The 18,818-nt window shown below is 51.0% G+C and carries 14 protein-coding genes; 11 read left to right on the forward strand and 3 right to left on the reverse strand.

Annotated elements, in window-relative coordinates; all coding sequences use genetic code 11:
- Positions 1–26 precede the first annotated feature (26 nt).
- A complete protein-coding gene (locus tag AC1DU9_RS14565; protein WP_477810388.1) occupies positions 27–2,312 on the reverse strand; it encodes a glycosyl hydrolase family 28-related protein in 2,286 nt (761 codons plus the stop codon).
- A gap of 223 nt (positions 2,313–2,535) precedes the next feature.
- Here AC1DU9_RS14565 and dusA point away from each other — a divergent pair, with 223 nt between their 5' ends.
- Positions 2,536–3,531, forward strand: a complete 996-nt coding sequence (dusA, locus tag AC1DU9_RS14570; RefSeq protein ID WP_477810389.1) for a tRNA dihydrouridine(20/20a) synthase DusA — start codon at positions 2,536–2,538, stop codon at positions 3,529–3,531.
- 56 nt (positions 3,532–3,587) lie between these two features.
- On the opposite strand, the gene AC1DU9_RS14575 is transcribed toward dusA, so the two are convergent.
- Positions 3,588–4,421: an undecaprenyl-diphosphate phosphatase gene (locus tag AC1DU9_RS14575; protein WP_477810390.1), complete on the reverse strand. Its 834-nt coding sequence runs from the start codon at positions 4,419–4,421 to the stop codon at positions 3,588–3,590.
- A gap of 524 nt (positions 4,422–4,945) precedes the next feature.
- Here AC1DU9_RS14575 and AC1DU9_RS14580 point away from each other — a divergent pair.
- The 4 genes from AC1DU9_RS14580 (at position 4,946) to AC1DU9_RS14595 (ending at position 8,935) form a co-directional block, all read left to right on the forward strand.
- Positions 4,946–5,686, forward strand: coding sequence for a winged helix-turn-helix domain-containing protein (locus AC1DU9_RS14580; protein ID WP_477810391.1), 741 nt, complete (start codon positions 4,946–4,948; stop codon positions 5,684–5,686).
- 29 nt (positions 5,687–5,715) lie between these two features.
- Positions 5,716–6,459 (forward strand): EAL domain-containing protein, encoded by a 744-nt coding sequence (locus tag AC1DU9_RS14585; protein WP_477810392.1) that lies wholly within the window; start codon positions 5,716–5,718, stop codon positions 6,457–6,459.
- Positions 6,460–6,493: 34 nt separating this feature from the next.
- Positions 6,494–7,180 (forward strand): winged helix-turn-helix domain-containing protein, encoded by a 687-nt coding sequence (locus tag AC1DU9_RS14590; RefSeq protein ID WP_477810393.1) that lies wholly within the window; start codon positions 6,494–6,496, stop codon positions 7,178–7,180.
- A gap of 360 nt (positions 7,181–7,540) precedes the next feature.
- The gene (locus AC1DU9_RS14595; RefSeq protein WP_477810394.1) at positions 7,541–8,935 is read left to right on the forward strand and encodes an undecaprenyl-phosphate glucose phosphotransferase; all 1,395 of its coding nucleotides are present in this window, start codon (positions 7,541–7,543) and stop codon (positions 8,933–8,935) included.
- Between the two features lie 484 nt (positions 8,936–9,419).
- Here the strand turns inward: AC1DU9_RS14595 and rfaH are convergent, their stop codons facing one another.
- Entirely contained in the window at positions 9,420–9,950 is a 531-nt protein-coding gene (rfaH, locus tag AC1DU9_RS14600) for a transcription/translation regulatory transformer protein RfaH (protein ID WP_477810401.1), read from the reverse strand.
- Between the two features lie 648 nt (positions 9,951–10,598).
- Here rfaH and AC1DU9_RS14605 point away from each other — a divergent pair.
- The 6 genes from AC1DU9_RS14605 to AC1DU9_RS14630 all read left to right on the forward strand — a co-directional run bounded on the left by AC1DU9_RS14605 (position 10,599) and on the right by AC1DU9_RS14630 (position 18,103).
- Positions 10,599–11,039 (forward strand): low molecular weight protein-tyrosine-phosphatase, encoded by a 441-nt coding sequence (locus AC1DU9_RS14605; RefSeq protein WP_477810395.1) that lies wholly within the window; start codon positions 10,599–10,601, stop codon positions 11,037–11,039.
- Between the two features lie 37 nt (positions 11,040–11,076).
- Entirely contained in the window at positions 11,077–13,302 is a 2,226-nt protein-coding gene (locus AC1DU9_RS14610) for a polysaccharide biosynthesis tyrosine autokinase (protein ID WP_477810396.1), read from the forward strand.
- Between the two features lie 339 nt (positions 13,303–13,641).
- Positions 13,642–14,760 (forward strand): non-hydrolyzing UDP-N-acetylglucosamine 2-epimerase, encoded by a 1,119-nt coding sequence (gene wecB, locus AC1DU9_RS14615; RefSeq protein WP_477810397.1) that lies wholly within the window; start codon positions 13,642–13,644, stop codon positions 14,758–14,760.
- An 88-nt stretch (positions 14,761–14,848) separates the two neighbouring features.
- Positions 14,849–16,111 carry a UDP-N-acetyl-D-mannosamine dehydrogenase gene (gene wecC / locus AC1DU9_RS14620; protein ID WP_477810398.1) on the forward strand — a complete coding sequence of 421 codons (1,263 nt, stop codon included), beginning with the start codon at positions 14,849–14,851 and terminating at the stop codon, positions 16,109–16,111.
- Positions 16,102–17,331, forward strand: a complete 1,230-nt coding sequence (locus tag AC1DU9_RS14625) for a hypothetical protein (RefSeq protein ID WP_477810399.1) — start codon at positions 16,102–16,104, stop codon at positions 17,329–17,331. Before wecC ends, AC1DU9_RS14625 begins: the two co-directional genes overlap by 10 nt.
- Positions 17,315–18,103 (forward strand): hypothetical protein, encoded by a 789-nt coding sequence (locus tag AC1DU9_RS14630; RefSeq protein WP_477810400.1) that lies wholly within the window; start codon positions 17,315–17,317, stop codon positions 18,101–18,103. Before AC1DU9_RS14625 ends, AC1DU9_RS14630 begins: the two co-directional genes overlap by 17 nt.
- Positions 18,104–18,818: the final 715 nt, after the last annotated feature.

The following is an 18,818-nucleotide window of genomic DNA, read 5'->3' on the forward strand; positions in this document are numbered from 1 at the left end:
CATCAGGGGCTGTGTAAATTAAAATTTTACGGCGGTGTAACCTTCATGGTCCCGTCCGCCAGCTTGTAAACAGCTTCAGGCGCGCCAGGGACTGCAGTGGTCAGCCCGAGCATCCGTATCCGCCCAGCGTCATCGACAACAATCTTACTTACGCCGTTTTGTTGTATTACGACATTCTTACCCGGTGCGCTATTGACCGTAACCGTACCGTCATAGGCAACTGTGACCCTCGGCGTACCTGAGCCGTCGTTCGCAGTGACTTTGCCGTTACCGCTGTTCTCAGTCGCAATGCGTACGTTCCCTTCGCGATCCAGCAACCGCACTTGGTTCGCGTCGAAGAGGTCGGTACGGAAGTTATCGACGCGAACACCACCCGTACCATTCTTCCCTGCGTATATTGCTGTGTTGGCTGAGTTTCGAACGTTTATACCGCCTGCGGCTAAGTACTCTATGGCAGAGTTGGTCGGGTCAGTAGAAACGAATTTTATCAAGCTGGCGTTAAGAGAGCCCACCGTATAAAACTGTGTAGTAGCATATTTCGCCCCCGGCAATACCGACACCGAAGACAAGTACACATCCGCTTCGCAACGGTTGAGTTGGCTACGACCGAAGGCCACAAAACAGGAAGCAGTCCAACTATAGAAACGCCCCCCTCGCACTACGTTTTGCGTGCATTTTGTAGCGTCGCTATTGTCCATGAAAACGCCACAAACTGAAGATTCGATGTCGGCGACGCTCTCTATAACGGTACTCCAGGAGTTTGCAAGATGCCATGCTTTGCCGAATACAGCCGATGTGATCGTGGTTGTTACTCCACTGGTTCCGCCTCCTATAGAGTCGGACGCCCTTGGGACATATTTCGACGTTCCGTCAATCGGCGTAATCACCCGGAGAGTTGAACCTACTACCGATGAGACAATACCTTTGTACCCGTCGCCGGTAGTGATCGTTTCCCCAACAACGAACCCACTTACGTTGCTGACCGTAATATGGGAAGCCTTGAAATTACTTGCCGTGCAGGCAATGAACCGGTTGCCGCCGCAATTATAACTCCCTGACCCTACAATAAAACCGGTGCCTGTGGAGGTTTCCCCCGCACCCGATACAGCAGTCACGCAAAAAAACGTGTTCTCGTTGCCTCCGGATATAACAAACAGAATCCCGTCCCGGTCCGCCGTGTGCTGACCAGCGTTGCCATCCCAGATGGCGAGGCAATTGCTAACCAGGAAGCCTTGGGTGATAGAGTGGAAGTCTCGGGAAGACTTACCAAGCTCGACGAGGTGGGTGTAAAAGCGAACGAACTGGACACGCTCAATAGACGACGAATTTCGGCCGCCGCCGATCCAGATACCCTTTACATCCGTTCTGTTGTTGAAATCAAGCGACAGGTCAAAGACATGACAATTGTATAAGTCGTCTCCACTTAGTACGTACGCTGCGTCCCATATGATCATCCACTTGCCATGAAGGTCTGGACCCGCATCCGCAGAGAAAGTGCCAGGGGTTGCTTGGATTATCGTGGCGCCTGCGCCTGCCCCGGCAAGAATCGTGTTTACTGACTTAACAACCAATGGTTTAGAGATCAGGTAGACGCCTTCCGGGAAGAATAGCGTTGCACCTCCAGACCTTTGCTGCGTGGTCAAAGGGGTGTTGACTATTGAGTCTAAGGCCGCTTGGATAGCGTCGGTATCATCCGTAACACCATTGCCCACTGCACCGAGGTCTTTGACGTTGACAACCCGAATCGTCCCCGCGACCAGCCTCGCGCCTTTGCTCGGGTCAGTGGGGTTGGCAAGGGCCTGCCGCAGTAAGTCGTCACCGATCAGCTTTAGTTTCGCCTCATCAGTCGCCCAGTTGGTAGTGGTGAACGGGATAAACGACCCTTTTGCCCGGTACTCGTTGCCGAGATAGGAAACCGTCTTGGTCGTGCGATCCAGCAGGATGCCGGGGTCGTAGGGAATCGGCGGCTCGTAGCCACTGGCATCCATAAAGGTGTTGAACTGGGCTGCGCGGTTATCCTGGTCGTTATCGAACTCTGACTTGCGCCGAGTCTGATCCGCATTGTGCTCACCCTCCATCCCCTTCCACGATTTACGGGGCACGCCCTTGCGATCGAGGTAGGACGGATCACTCCCGTTGACCAGATGATCCAGATTCCGGGCGTTATCGGACAAGTCTTTTGGCGAAGTTGAGCCAATCGCGTTGCCGGTGTTGTAGGCCATGGTTATGTTGCTCGCAGAGTACGCCAGCGGCGCCGCGAACGAAGCGGTGCCTAGGGCGCTGATTTTTAATAATTGCCGGCGATTAACCATGACGACCAAACCTAGAAACGGGAACGGCCGACAGTATACCGGTGGGGATGTCTTATGTTCGTGAAGACGATCAGTGCCTTCGGGACAGATCTATTTTTCAACAGTCACCCGCGCGCGCCCTCGGTCAGATGTCTCGAATACCGCTATAAGACTTACCTCAGCCCCAAAAGCTCAATACTGATAAACTCCCCCTTCTCCCAGCCTCACCGATTCCAGATCCCTCATGTCCGTAACCACCGCCACACCCGCCCCACTTTCCCGCCGTTTCTCCGTCGCACCGATGATGGACTGGACTGACCGCCACTGCCGTTTTTTCCTGCGCCTATTGTCGAAAAACGCCCTGCTCTACACCGAAATGGTCACCACCGGTGCTTTGCTCAACGGCGATCACGACCGTTTCCTGCGCCACAACGAAGCCGAGCACCCGCTGGCATTGCAACTCGGCGGCAGTGTGCCGCTGGACCTGGCCGCGTGTGCGCGGATGGCGCAGGAGCACGGGTACGACGAGGTGAACCTGAATGTCGGCTGCCCGAGTGATCGGGTGCAGAACAACATGATCGGCGCGTGTCTGATGGGGCATCCGCAGTTGGTGGCCGATTGCGTGAAGGCGATGCGTGATGCGGTGTCGATTCCGGTGACGGTCAAGCACCGGATCGGGATTAATGGGCGCGACAGTTACGAAGAACTGTGTGATTTCGTCGGCACGGTGCGGGATGCCGGGTGCACCAGTTTTACCGTGCACGCGCGGATCGCGATTCTGGAGGGGTTGTCGCCGAAGGAAAACCGCGACATTCCGCCTCTGCGTTATGACGTAGCGGCGCAGTTGAAGGCGGATTTTCCGGAGCTGGAGATTATTCTCAACGGCGGGATCAAGACGCTGGAGGCCTGCCACGAGCATTTGCAGACGTTCGACGGCGTGATGCTGGGCCGTGAGGCGTATCACAACCCTTATGTGATGGCCGAGGTGGATCAGCAGCTGTTCGGCAGCACGGCGCCGGTGATCAGCYGGGCTGAGGCGCTGGCGCAGTTGCGTCCCTATATAGCGGCGCACATCGCTGCAGGTGGTTCGATGCACCACATCACCCGACATGTACTGGGCCTGGGCACCGGGTTCCCGGGGGCGCGCAAGTTTCGGCAGTTACTGTCGGTGGACATTCACAAGGCCAAAGAACCTTTGGCCTTGCTGGATCAAGCGGCGGAGCTGCTTGAGGGACGTTAACGGTTAACCGCGCCCCCTGTGACCAGGCTGCATGTCGTGCAGCCTGGTGGCGAGTGTCAGTGCGCTACAGCCCCGGTCCAGTCAACCCAACCGAATACCCACGTTGCCAGAATCAGCAAACCGAATCCGATCCGGTACCAGGCGAACACGGCGTAACTGTGGGCGGCGATAAACTTGAGCAAACCACGCACGGCGATCATGGCGAAAAAGAACGCCGTCACGAAACCCAGCGCAAACACAGGCAGGTCCCCGGCCTGGAACAGATCCCGAAACTTATAGCCGGAATACACCGCGGCACCGACCATGGTCGGCATCGCCAGAAAGAACGAAAACTCCGTGGCAGCCTTACGCGACAGACCAAACAGTAACCCACCGATAATCGTCGATCCCGAGCGCGAGGTGCCCGGAATCATCGCCAGGCATTGCACGAAACCGACCTTGAGGGCGTCGGTCCAGCGCATGTCGTCAACATGGTCGACAGACACCACATGTTCCCGCTGCTCGGCCCACAACATGATGATGCCACCCACCACTAGTGCCACTGCAACAGTGATTGGATTAAACAGATACTCATGGATCTTATCGGCGAACAACACCCCCAAGACCACTGCCGGGAGAAAACCGATTAACAGATTCAAGGTGAAACGTTGTGCATTGCGCTGGGTCGGCAAGCCGGTAACGATCTCGAGAATCTTGCGGCGGAACTCCCAGACAACCGCCAGGATCGCGCCCAATTGAATGATGATGTTGAAGGCCATCGCTCGCTCGCCGCCGAAGCCGAGCAAGTCCGCGACGATAATCTGGTGCCCTGTACTTGATATCGGCAAGAACTCCGTCAGACCTTCGACCATCCCTAAAATCAACACTGTGATGGCTGTCCAAAGATCCATTAACCCCCCTCAACGACAAATACCCATGCGTCGACTTCGCTCTAATTCAACGCCAACACGAAAGTAAAGCGCATTAGGCCGATTAATAAAACTCAATGTTATGAAATGTCCATGGCCGACACCACCGATATCAACGTTATATAACGGTTAATATTGGAGAATACTGAGCCAGACAAGAGCAAAAAATCGCACTTGAAACAACAAAACCCTACCGCCTCATGACGCCCAATCAAAAAAAGTCAGGTGGCTGAAACTTTAACGACATGCGCGGTCATATGGCTGCGAAAATGCGGGGCATTGGACCAATAGATGGCACAATGCTATACCTCATCAACCCCACGAGATTGCCATCGATCATCAGGCACCTCGAACCACCGGAGGGCAAACGATCACGTCAGAATGACAAGCAATGTTAAAAAAACGAGACGGCCGTCTGAAAAAACAGTGAAATGTTACCAATTGTCAGTCACAAGCGAGAATTGGTGCTTTAACATTCGAATGCCAGCACCTATCCGAGTCAAAGCATGATGCTTACAGGGAAATTAACGACTACAGGCCACAGCGACGTGAAGGAGGAGACAGGTGTTCTCACCATTGGGCGAACCCACACGCTAGCTGAGGGCTTTAGGGAATTAGTCGCAAGCCACGTAGGCCAGGATATTGCCGTTGATGCAATGTGCTATAGCAACTCATTCAAAAGAAACAAGAATTCTAATTCATACCGTGCAATTTTCATCGTTATTGACAGCCCTCAAGCGTTTGTTGAGAGCCTCACCCTGGTAGAAAACATTCGCGCCGATAATYTGGCGTCAATAATTTTCATCGCCATCACCGGTAGAGGCACCTACAACAAGATGAAATATTATCTTGCCGGGGCGGACTACTGTATTAATTGCGACACTTTTGCAGGCGAAAATACTGACGCACTGTCGGAGTTTTTTAGCAGTCCAGAATGGCAAAAAAAGCATAATCTGCTTTTGGACCCCACTCGCATGTGCCTGATTGGCGACTATAAAAAGCTGGACGTATCGTTTGCGGAAATGAAAATTCTTGAGGCTTTCTCTCAAACGAAAAACCAGATATTGAGCCATGATGAAATCGCCAGAATCATGGGGCTGAATATAAATTTTTATGACCCAAGAGCCTTGGAAAAGTCGATCAGTCRCCTTCGCGGCAAAATAAAAGGCATGTATGGCAGCAACGCCATTCAAAGTATTCGTGGGCATGGATATCGTTTAATCAGGGGTCTGATCTCGACAACCTGATTCTTAATGTAAAAGGGAGTTTCTGTATTATGAACGCAACAGGGAGCGTGCGACTCTACGGTCACGCAGAGCATTACCTGTCTCGACAATTGATTCTCACTCGGGATGACTGCCCGTTTGGCAGCGAGATCAGAATACATTTTGACGACTCCGCCTGCGCGTCCCGCGCGCCAGAAGCGCATCAGATGAGTGGGATCTACAGTGAAGTACTGATGCAGACCAGGCTGATGGCCTTCTCGCTGAAAGATCACAACACCACCAACGGAAATAAATACCTGAGCCGTAGATTTGTTTGCGTAGGGCAGTCAGATCTCGCCAACTCTGCGCTCACGGAAGAGCTGATACAGTCCGGCGCCGCTCTGCGCGAATTTGGCCAGACACTGGTTGTCGCGCTCAATGAGCTCCCCCTGTCGGCTGTCAGCTTCGCAGAAAAAAAGAAAATCCTTCACAACGTATATCTGTTGAAAGATCACGGCATAGAAATCGCGCTCGACGACTACAACATCGACGATGAAAGTATCGAAATCTTTACCACCCTGAATCTATTCGACTATATAAAGATTTCCATTTCCTCTCTAGACTTGAGCCTCAAGCTCAGTGGCAACCCAGAGTTATTCAATCGTCTTCACGAACGCATGACCATGCTCGCTCACAATACAAAAGTCGCCTTTATAGCGGACAGAGTGGAGCATGCTGCTAGCCATATACTGGCACGTGCACTGCCCTTTGATTACTTTCAAGGGAGTCATTACTCCCCTGCCGACAACCTTTAAACCGAATTCAAGACGTGCAACTCAGGAGAGAGCCATGGATAGCAGCACAAACCTCCCCAGAAAATACTTTGTCGTAGTTACTCACAACCCCGCACTACAACTGGAGCTTGAAGCATTACTGTCCAGCAAGCGATACAACAGTTACGGCACGTCACAGGCAAAAATGTTTTTTGAAGGCGTTGCGCCGCCCACTTCTGCCCCCAAGCTTATGGAGATTATTTCCCCGCAAATGGCCAGAATGGTTCCTCCGGTTATCAAGCATGATACCCAGCGCATACTTTCGACGTTCAAGTCCGAATGGCAAGCTGCCCAATCCGTATCGAAATTTACGCACTTCACATCAACCGTAGACAGCTCCAGGGATGACACCAGGGAATATGTCTCCCAGCCAGCCAAACCGCACGCTCCAGCGACTGAAACCTGGCGACTGAGCGACAGCAGTGGCGCGTTGATCAAAGATGACGTGGAAATTGTCTTGACTGGCCTGGAGGCCGCGCTGCTTAAAAAAATGCTGCACCATGAAGATCGCGTGGTCAGCAAGGACGACCTTATCCGCAGCATCGGTAGAGAACCTGAACAATATCGGGGTCTCGAAATGTGCCTGAGTCGACTACAGGAAAAATTTAAAAAAGCCAGTAACGGCGAACGCCTTTTTCGTGCAGTGAGGAATCGCGGGTACTGTGTGATACAAAAAATCGTCCGCGTAAAAAATCTGGCCTGAGCAATTCAGATGTTCGTCCCGGCAGTGCAAAACAACAATAAAAAAGCACGCCATGCCATCGCCCCTCCGTATTTCCGGCACCGCCCGCGCCCTCTATAAAGCCGCGTTAACAAACTTGAATCCAGACTATTTCTAACGCGCTTCTCACCCAGACATATCAACCAGATACACCACCCGCTCGTTAAAAGTCGTCAGACAGTGCCCGCACTAATAATTTAACCTATGGACTGATGACAGCGCCGCCCGCGTGGCGTTTCGGTCGTCAATGAATCGCCATCTAAGCATGAACAACAACTCTTAACGCATAAATTTTGGCTCTTGTTTGTCGAAACACGAATGGACGTATTTTGGGGATATCGTATGGTTAACAATCTTCGTATCAATCGAAATACCACCCTCAAAGGACTGACCTTCTGGGGACAGTGGGCATTGGGTCAGGGCTTTGTTGTCGCCCTGTTACTTCTATTGGTTTATTACCAGACTGGAACGGTAGAGTTCTATTATCGAGTATGCGCAACGCTTACCGTGCTTGCATCGGTTCCGGCCTATACATGGTGCGGCGCCTATGCAAAAAAGGATAATTACCTGGAAGGGTTGATCAGACTACTGATGGGTTGGTCAATGACACTGGCAGCGCTGGCTATTGTCGCCTTCCTCTGCAAGGCCAACGAACTGTTTTCCCGTGAAATCATCCTGATTTGGGCTTTCAGCAGCTACATCGGGCAGGCGGTTTTGTATGTCCCGCTGCATGGTTTTTCGAAGTACTACCAACGGGCGCTTCAAATCGAGCGTAGAACGCTGATTGTTGGCACTGGCGAACTGGCACTGGGCCTGGCTAACAAGCTTCGTGCCCTCGAGCACTTCCCGTTGGTCGGCCTGGTAAGCTCCGACACCACTGCCTTGCCGGAGACGGGTATGCCACCTGTCGTAGGCCCGCAAGAGGAACTGCTCGAACTGATCAAGACCCATGACATCCGACGCCTGTACATCACGCTCCCCCTGAGCGAAGCGGCACAAATCGAAGAAATGTATGTCGACTTGCTGGATGCCAACGTCGATGTGGTCTGGGTCCCGGACTTGAACAGCCTGACACTGCTCAATCACTCGGTCAGTGATGTGGATGGCATGCCGGCAATCCATTTGATTGAATGCCCGCTGAGCAGCCAACCCACTGCCGCGCTGAGTAAAAGCCTGTTCGATAAAAGCCTGGCGCTGATGGCCATTGTCGCTCTAAGCCCGTTGCTGCTGATCATTGGCCTGGCCGTCAAATTCACTTCCCATGGCCCGGTGTTTTTCAAACAGGACCGCCACGGGTGGAACGGAAAGGTCATCAAGGTCTGGAAGYTTCGCTCGATGCGCGTACACGACGATCACGAGGTCAAGCAAGCCAGCCGTAACGACTCGCGGATCACCCCGATCGGGCGCTTTATCCGTCGCACTTCCATCGATGAGCTACCGCAATTGTTCAACGTCTTGCAGGGCCATATGGCGCTGGTCGGGCCACGTCCTCATGCCGTTGCGCACAATAACTACTACTCCGGCAAGATTCTCGCCTACATGGCGCGCCACCGAATCAAACCGGGGATCACCGGGCTGGCTCAAATCAACGGTTGCCGCGGCGAGACCGACACCATCGACAAGATGCAGAAGCGCGTCGAGATCGACCTCAAGTACATCAATAACTGGTCGTTGTGGCTGGATGTGAAAATCCTGGTGAAGACACCGTTCACCCTGCTGTCAAAAGACATTTATTGATGATGCACCTGCAGGTTAACCAGGAGACGCAAGCCATTTGCGCAATGCGTTAGCCTCGTCACTCGTGGCTGGACCCTCACCAGCCACGCCTGCAACTGCATCAACACCGGCAGACTGTTCTGCTGTCGACTCTCGTGGCGATACTCATCGCCGACTTCTTTTAAATCTCTGCTCGATACCGTACAGCTGATGAGCCGATTCAGGGCGATATCGGCATGCCCGGACTTATCTTCAGGCAGGCGCAACGGCAGCAGTCGACCGCAAAAAAGTGGATTCCGGGCAATCAGGTGCCGACATAAACCTGTTCGCAAGCTGGAACGTCAGCGACGCCGTAAAGATGCGGCCCTGATTGAGACCGCTACCTTCCCGGCGCTGCGAAAAAATGCTTAATGCCTACTGGGGGGGAGCGAAGACGAGAGCAACTAACCTCGTTGCCAGAATGGTATCTGCTCGCTGATTGGCTGGCCGGGAGCAATGCGCCGTGTCAATGTTTACTGATATCAACCAGGGGGATGCTGATTCTTTGCTCACGTTGCAGCAGTGTCATCAGGAGCAACACACGCTGCTCTCCCTCCATCGCCAGGAAGATCGCTTCCACATCGGCAAAAGGCCCCTCATTGATACGCACCCTCTCGCCACAGGCAAACCCAGCCTCCACAGGGGCTCCGCTATCGTGCTCATGAAGTCGGGCGATCAAGTCATCACCTACGGGCAGCGGCTTGCCGCCAAAACTGACAATTCGCAACACACCGCGGGTAGAACGCAAAGGCGCCCAGCTCTCACCTGAGCCTAGCTGGATAAACAGATAACCCGGAAACAGCGATTCGCGAACAATCCTCCTGCGCCCCTGTAAAACACGCTCGCGCCGGTGCGTAGGGCGAAAACAGGTATACCCCTGATTATCCAGATTGATCTCTGCACGCTCGTCCTGGTTCGCCTTGCATTGAACCAAATACCAGGCGCTAGCAGTGAGACTCTCAGGCAAGGTCGTTTGAACCGCCGAAGCACTATGGATGGACACAATCAACCCCTTCTACGCCTATGTGGCCAAGTAGCTCCGTGGTTCTCTCCTCGACCTTGCGACGGATTTCTCCCAAGGATGGAAACGCACCTGAGAAACGGAATTGGCCGATCATGGAAACTGCGCCCTTTAAATACATGCGAAACTTATTGGCAACAAACGAATGCTGGAGAACGCTTTACCCAAAGCAATCCCCTACACTAATCGTCGAACCGCGCCTCACGCTATTTAACACAGCCCAATACTGCACAACACAAAAAAGCCGGAAATGTTAAAAATTGTCCGATAATAGCCAGCAATGTTATTTTAAGAGTTAGTGATGTTATTTAATATCTGACTTTATATATTGATATTTTTTTTCCGCGCGCACTCAATAACCACGTGGCATTTAATGGTTGAGTTTGTCGTGGGTTGCCAGTTATCATTTTTAGCACAGCAACTGTCAAGCACACGCCAAGTCAAGATTCCAGCAGATCAGAGTCTTCGCAGTGAACAGTTTCATCCAGTACGGTAATTCCTCACGGAAAGAGGCACACACCCAATAGCTGCAAGCCGTCACAAAAGTGCCATTGAAGAAATACAGAATTTCAGTCTTTCCAATTGCACCATCACCGCAAGTGTGGAATTTCCAGGGAGGTTGCCTTGTTTAACAAGATTCTCATCGTTTGCATTGGCAACATTTGCCGAAGCCCCACTGCAGAACATTTGTTGCGAGAAGCACTGGGTCGGTCCGACATCGAAGTCAGCTCCGCGGGTCTTGGCGCGCTACAAGACCACCCTATCGAGCCCACCGCCCGGGTCGTACTGGAAGAGCATGGCCATCTGCCAAACGAGCACAAAGCCAATCAACTGACCCCCGCCACCATCAGCGAATCGGATCTGATCCTGGTGATGGAGCAGTCCCACATAGACCGTGTTCTCAAGATCGCGCCTGAAGCGCGCGGCAAGGTCTTCTTGCTGGGCAAGTGGCAGAACAACCGCGAAATCAGCGACCCCTACCGTCAAGGCAAACCTGCTTTCGTGCATGCATACGCGCTGATTGAAGAAGCAGTAACCGCCTGGGCAAGGCGTCTCGCACGCTAAACCACTCCTCGAACATCTGTTAAAAAAGAACCCACTTATGCAGCAAACTCCAGCATTAACCTCACATGACGATGATGAAATCGACTTGATGGGCCTACTCGGAACACTGGTCGATCATAAATGGTTGATTGCCGGGATCACTGCTGCCTCCATGGCCGTTGGCACGGCGTACGCGGTGTTGGCCAATCCTGTTTACCAAGCTACTGCCTTGGTACAGGTGGAGGCTAAAAAAAATGACATGCTCGGTTTCTCCGATATCAACAGCATGTTGGGTAAAGAGTCACCTTCAGCCACAGAAATTGAATTAATTAAATCGCGTGCCGTCATCGGCAAGGTTATCGACAATTTATCGCTCGATATTACCGTCGAGCCGAACCATTTTCCGTTGATTGGCGACTTTATTGCTCGTCATTTCAAACCAGACGCTGTGAATACGGTCGCGACGCCATGGTTTGGCATGAGCAGCTTTGCCTGGGGTGGCGAAACCCTGAAAATATTTCAGCTCGAGCTCCCACAAGAACTTCTGGGTGAGGAACTAACTTTCGTCAGCGGTGAAAGTGGCCACTTCACGTTGCTGGATGAAGACGACAATGTCCTGGTCCAAAGCCAAGTGGGCCAAGCCTATGACCAGGACGGCATCAAACTGCAAGTCGAGGTGTTGCAGGCCAATCCTGGCACAACGTTCAGAATTGTGCGTGACCCACGCCTGACCAGCATCTTGGCGTACCAAAAGGTACTTGATGTAGCAGAACGCGGTAAAGAGTCCGGCATGATCGGGCTTGCTCTTGAGAGCGAGAAACCGGCCGAAGCCATTCAAATCCTCAATGAAATCGCCAAGCTCTACGTACGGCAAAATGTTGAGCGAACGTCGGCCGAAGCCGCTCAAAGCCTGGAGTTCCTACAAGATCAACTGCCTCAGGTCCGTAAAGACCTGGAAAAAGCCGAAAACGCCCTGAACAAGTATCAAATTCGCAGTAAGTCCATCGATATCAGCCTGGAAGCCAAAGCCATTCTCGACCAGATCGTGGCGCTGGATACCAGCATCTCCGAATTGAAATTGCAGCAAGCGGAAATGGATCGCAAGTTTACCCGTCAGCATCCCGCCTATCGGGCCTTGCTCAGCCAATTAGGCGAGCTGACAGCCAAGCAGAATGGTTTGGCCAAAAAAGTCGAGGGCCTGCCTTCAACGCAGCAAGAACTGCTTAGCCTCACCCGCGATGTAAAAGTCAGCACCGAAATTTATACCCAGCTCCTGAATAAATCCCAAGAGCTGGATGTAATGCGTGCTGGCACCGTGGGCAACGTGCGCTTGGTCGATACCGCCGATGTGGATCTGCACAAGCCTGTAAAACCCAAGAAGGCCCTGATCGTACTCATCGCCACCCTGCTAGGGGCTTTCCTGGCGATTGCAGTGGTGCTGTTTCGCAAAGCCCTTAACCGCGGCGTGGAAAATCCGGATCAAATTGAACAGCTGGGGTTGCCGGTTTATGCCTCCATTCCGTTCAGCGCGCTGCAGAAAAGTGAAGAAAGCAAACTCTCCCGTGGTAACCGGGGCCGCGCCAACAACGTCGCACCCATACTGGCCAGCAGTCACCCCACAGACCTGGCCATGGAAGCCTTGCGCAGCCTGCGCACCAGTCTGCACTTCGCCATGCTCGAAGCCAGCAATAATCGCCTGATGATCTCCGGCCCGAGCCCCAAGGTAGGTAAAACCTTCGTTTCCGCCAACCTCGCTGCGGTCATCGCTCAGACCGGCCAGCGTGTATTGCTGATCGACRTGGATATGCGCAAAGGGTATTTGCATAAAGTGTTCGGAACTCCCGCTGAAAACGGGCTTTCAGATTTACTCGTCAAGCGCTGCGACCTGGCAACCGCGATCAATAAAACTGAATTCGAGCACCTTGACGTTATCGGCCGCGGCCAAATTCCGCCCAACCCTTCAGAACTGCTAATGCACGCGAACTTCAGTGCCTTTCTGGACGAAGTCAGCGCCCAGTACGACCTGGTGATTCTGGATACCCCACCATTGCTGGCGGTGACGGATGCGGCGATTGTCGGTCGCCAGTCGGGCACCAGCTTGATTGTGACGCGCTTTGCACTTAACCCGGTTCGTGAAATTGAATTGACCATGCGCCGCTTTGCTCAAAATGGCATTGATTTGAAAGGCGCCATTTTCAATGGCGTTGAAAAACGCGCCTCGGCCAAATATGGCTATGCCGATTATGGTTATTACAACTACGAATATAAGTCAGAGAGCGTTTAGTTAACTAACCGTTATCTGTACCCCGCTACCGTCGAGCAAAAATGCACGGCGGTAGCCATATCAACTCCACCTTGCTACCTGCAGCTGAACAAAGATGCAGACACATTAATAAATAATGACGCTCTCAGGGACTGGCAATTAATCCTGGGGCGGTAGCGTGGCAAAAATCAAACTAGTGGCACCCCACGTCGATGGTTATCCGTTAATTCGGCGTATTTCCCTGGATCAACAAAGGTTGGCTCACCGTTGTTTTATACAACATCGATCTGAAACGACATTTGTTATGTCAGTCCAAACATCCCTCCACCTTCAGCTACGAACATAGCAATGGATCGCCCTATGAAGACCCTATGCATTTTTGGTACCCGTCCTGAGGCCATTAAAATGGCTCCACTTGCGTTGGCACTGGCGGCAGATGAACGCTTTGAGGCGAAAGTCTGCGTCACCGGCCAGCACCGTGAAATGCTCGATCAAGTGCTTGGATTGTTTGCCATTGAGCCGGACTTCGACCTGAACATCATGAAACCCGGCCAGGACCTGACCGATGTCACCAGCGCGATCCTGCAAGGGCTGAAGAAAGTCCTGGCAGAATTCAAACCCGATATCGTGCTGGTTCACGGAGATACCGCCACCACCTTCGCTGCCAGCCTCGCGGCCTACTACCAGCAGATACCGGTTGCGCACGTCGAAGCCGGTTTGCGCACGGGTAACCTCTACTCGCCGTGGCCGGAAGAAGGCAATCGTAAACTCACGGGGGCGTTGGCCAACCTGCACTTCGCGCCAACCGAAACGTCACAAGCCAATCTGCTGCGCGAGGGCGTTGACCCAGCCACGATCGTCGTCACGGGCAACACCGTGATCGATGCCCTGCTGGATGTCGTCAAGCGTCTCGATCAGGACCAGGCACTGTTTGCCCAAGCCTCGGCACCGGCGGCCTTCCTGAACCCAGCTCGAAAACTGATCCTCGTGACAGGCCATCGCCGGGAAAGTTTCGGTGACGGCTTCGAACGCATCTGTCAGGCGTTGATGGAGGTTGCCCAGCAACATCCAGAGGTGGATATCGTCTATCCCGTGCACCTCAATCCCAATGTGCGCGAGCCGGTCAATCGACTCCTGACCGGCATTAACAACATCTACCTGATCGAGCCCCTGGACTACCTGCCTTTCGTCCACATGATGAGCCGTGCGCACATCATCTTGACCGACTCCGGTGGCATCCAGGAAGAAGCGCCGTCGCTGGGCAAACCCGTGCTGGTGATGCGCGATACCACAGAACGGCCAGAGGCCGTTGCCGCAGGCACGGTGAAACTGGTCGGCACTGAAACCGCCGATATCGCCCGCGAACTGAACCGCTTGCTCACCGATACGGTCGCCTACCGCACCATGAGTTACGCCCATAACCCTTACGGTGACGGTAAAGCCTGTCAGCGCATCATCGAGGCGCTGCTCGCTCGTTAACCCCCTCCCTTACTTAACAGCCGTGGCTTTGCCCGGCTGTTAGCTCGCTTGAACAACGTATCAACACATCACCATTCAAGGACGTCCCATGCCTTTCAAAACCATCTCCGTCGTTGGTCTCGGGTATATCGGCTTGCCCACGGCGGCTGTCTTCGCTTCGCGCAAAAAACAAGTGATCGGTGTCGACGTTAATCAAAACGCGGTTGATATCATCAACCGTGGACAGATTCATATCGTTGAGCCCGACCTGGACATGGTTGTGCATGCCGCCGTGACTGAAGGCTACCTGCGCGCCACCACCCGGCCGGAACCCGCCGATGCTTTTCTGATTGCCGTGCCCACTCCGTTCAAGGGCGACCATGAACCGGACCTGACCTACATCGAATCGGCCAGTAAAAACATTGCCCCGGTGTTGAAGAAAGGCGACCTGGTCATTCTTGAATCGACCTCCCCGGTCGGCGCTACCGAACAGATGGCCGCCTGGCTCGCCGAAGCCCGTCCAGACCTGAGTTTTCCGCAAACCCACGGTGAAAGCTCCGACATTCGCATTGCCCACTGCCCGGAACGCGTACTGCCCGGCCATGTGCTGCGCGAACTGGTGCAGAACGACCGCGTTATCGGTGGCATGACACCGAAGTGCTCCGAATTGGCCATCAGCCTTTACAAGATCTTCGTCCAGGGCGAATGCATCGTCACCAACGCTCGTACTGCGGAAATGTGCAAACTCACCGAGAACAGCTCTCGCGATGTGAGCATCGCCTTCGCCAATGAACTCTCGATGATTTGCGACAAGCTGGATATCAACGTTTGGGAACTGATCCGCCTGGCCAACCGTCACCCGAGGGTTAATATCCTGCAACCCGGCCCGGGTGTCGGCGGCCACTGCATCGCTGTAGATCCTTGGTTTATCGTCAGCAAAACACCGGAACAGGCACACCTGATCCGTACCGCCCGGGAAGTGAATGACAGCAAGCCTCAATGGGTGATTGACAAGGTCAAACTGGCGGTCGCCGAATTCTTGCAAACCCATCCGGATAAGACTGCACGGGAAGTGACCATTGCTTGCTTTGGTTTGGCGTTCAAGGCGGATATTGAYGACCTTCGAGAAAGCCCTGCAGCATCTATTACGAAAAACATCGCTACTAACCACCCTGGACGCACTCTTGCAGTAGAACCTAATATTTCAGAGTTACCAGTTAAGCTCAAAAGCAACTTAACGCTTACTAGCCTTGATGAAGCATTAGCTGAAGCGGATATAATAGTCCTCCTCGTCGACCACAACGAATTCAAGTCTGTACCATGTGACAAAATTTCCGGAAAAATCATTGATACCCGTGGAATATGGAAATAATCTCGCGTATCAGAGGTAAGGTAGAAAACCACGCCGCCGCTCTAGCCCTTATGGCTGGGGCGGCAGCCTTTTTTATAGCAAATGCTTCACTATCCAAGATAATGAATAGTGTCGATTATGGGGCTTACTCTTTAATAGCTACGCTGCTAACAATATCAACATCGTTTGGACTATTAGGGCACGAACAAAGTATTTTAAGACTTTCTTCCATAAAAAACAAAATCCTTGAAATACCCAAAAAAGAGCTTCACACGTCTGTATCACTCTGTTTTATTTCGCCAATTGCAGGGATATTGTATCTATATAACTTTACAACCGCCCCCGTCATTGGGATATTAGATATAGCGATAGTATACACGTTATATACCCTAGGGCTCGGAGCTACATTATTCTGCTACATTGACCGAGGAAGAGACCTAAAATTTCACTCACAACTACACGCTGCGAGCTGGAAGGTCTCGTTCCTGGCTGGCACACTTACTTGCTTACTTCTGCCATCCCCCACACTAACCTCACTGCTTTTACCAAGCACAATATTTCAAATAATATTCGTAGCAATCACATTCAAAACATATCCAATCTCAGCCCCTCGTGCAACCATCTCCAAGGATAACAAAACATACAACTCAAGTTTAAATTTCAGCTTCCTTCTAACTATGCTTACAGGTGCGGCACTTTCATTTGGCGATAGATTGTTTATTCAGACAAATTTTGGACTGGAAACACTGGGTCGATTTTTTCTATACCAAAACCTTTTACTCTCCCCTCTACTGATAATATCAAGCTACTTAGCAATAAACCAAACACAGCACATTAAAAATGGAAAATGTAAAACCGATGTTATTACCACGATAAAAAAACAAGCATATACATCAGTCGTCATCTACATTTCAATTCTACCAATAATTTTATTCGTTCCGCTTTTCGACGACGAGCACAAATTATCATGTTTGATTATGCTAGCAATTGGCGCCAGCAGAATTCCGTACTCAACAATTTCTGCTATCCAGAGCATAGGATCCTCACCTCGCTCTCACCATATAGCCAACATTATATCTTTATGCCCTTTACTATTATTTCTATTAATTTATCATTTTGACTACCTAACAAATAATGCGACCACACCAACCCTTTATCTAAGCATTCTTGCAGGCTGGCTTTTAAGATCAGTTTACATATTAAAAACATACGTCGGAGCTACAGATGTCCATACTAGTTAAGATGACTAAAGCGCTTGGTCTCTTAGAAGAAAAAAAACAAAAAGCTTTCAATGAAAAAACACATCCATGCGCCCTGCATCCGATGAAATATGTTTTCCACGAAGAGAAAGAGAGCCGAAGCCTTGTTGTTGTATTTTCTGCTTTCCCTGCCGCAAACAGCACAGCGCGCTATAACTACATGCGCAGCCTCAAAGATGTAAACACAAATAAACTCTTCATTTTAGATGACTTCGGCTTCGACCAAAGGGGGTCTTACTACCTAGGCCAAGACGGAGACTTTCAAATACAAGACGCTACAATTTCTTTGATCAATAAAATAAGAGCAGAAAATAAAATAGAAAAGATGGTATTTGCTGGCTCTAGCAAAGGTGGATATGCGTCAATTTTTTTCTCATCCTTCTATGAAAATACACATATAATAGCGGGTGGCCCTCAATATTTGCTGGGGGAATATCTCAACACCCCAGATCACGCACATATACTCAAGTTCATATGCGGCGATAGTTCGATCGAATCAGCCAATTCTCTTAACTCATTATCAAGAAAAATCCTTGAAAAGAAAATAAGTGCAACTTGTACCTATGATATTTTCTGCTCAAAAACTGACAGCATGTATCCATTACATGTTAAAGAACTGCTTGACGACTTAGAACGCAACAAGTTGAACTTTATGTTTAACCTAGGGACTTATGCGACACATGACGACTTGGCGGTTGAATTCCCCGCCTTTCTAAAAACAACAGTTCAGAATATTCTTTGCCAAAAAAAATAGTGGCATGCATAGTTGAGGAGCCAAGTCTAAACCAAAAATCTTGATGGTTAGGTTTTCACAGAAAATCAAATCATGCATATGCACACCCTCAAAAGGATTTCTCCAGGCACAACTACATTTGACAATAGCAACGCTGTGCTAAAAACAGCTTAACCCCTTAAATAAAACAGAATATATGTACGCGATATACTCATTAGCCGCACTAATGACAAGTCTACTGACCCTAACTTACAAAAGAAAATCTCTAAAGATTTTTATAATTTTGAGTTGCGTCATTCCTTCTTCTTTCGCATTTGAAACGCAAGTGTCAGTTCTTGGCATATATTTTTTTGAGCACTTTTATTGGGTCGCACTGCCAATTTCTGCAATTTTTATTGTAAAAAAAGGAATACCAAAAAAACTGAACATTGTGGCAATCGCAATCCTCATATATTTCGCATATATCTTATCAGCCGTATACCTCTATAACGGCGAGCCAAAGTACCTTATAAGAGACATTAGACCCTTAATAACTTTAGCGGCCCCACTACTATTAATATGCCTATTCAGGAAAGTTACGTTATCCTCGAATGAAATTGATAAAATCATCGTGATTTCTTCGGCAGCCACAATAGCAACTTACCTCACGATCTTATTAGGCATACTTAGCTTTTCTAATGCGTTTTATGACGAGGAAAATAGATACAGATATTTTGGTATCTGTACTTATCTATGC

This window comes from Pseudomonas sp. P4_C1, from assembly GCF_056402155.1.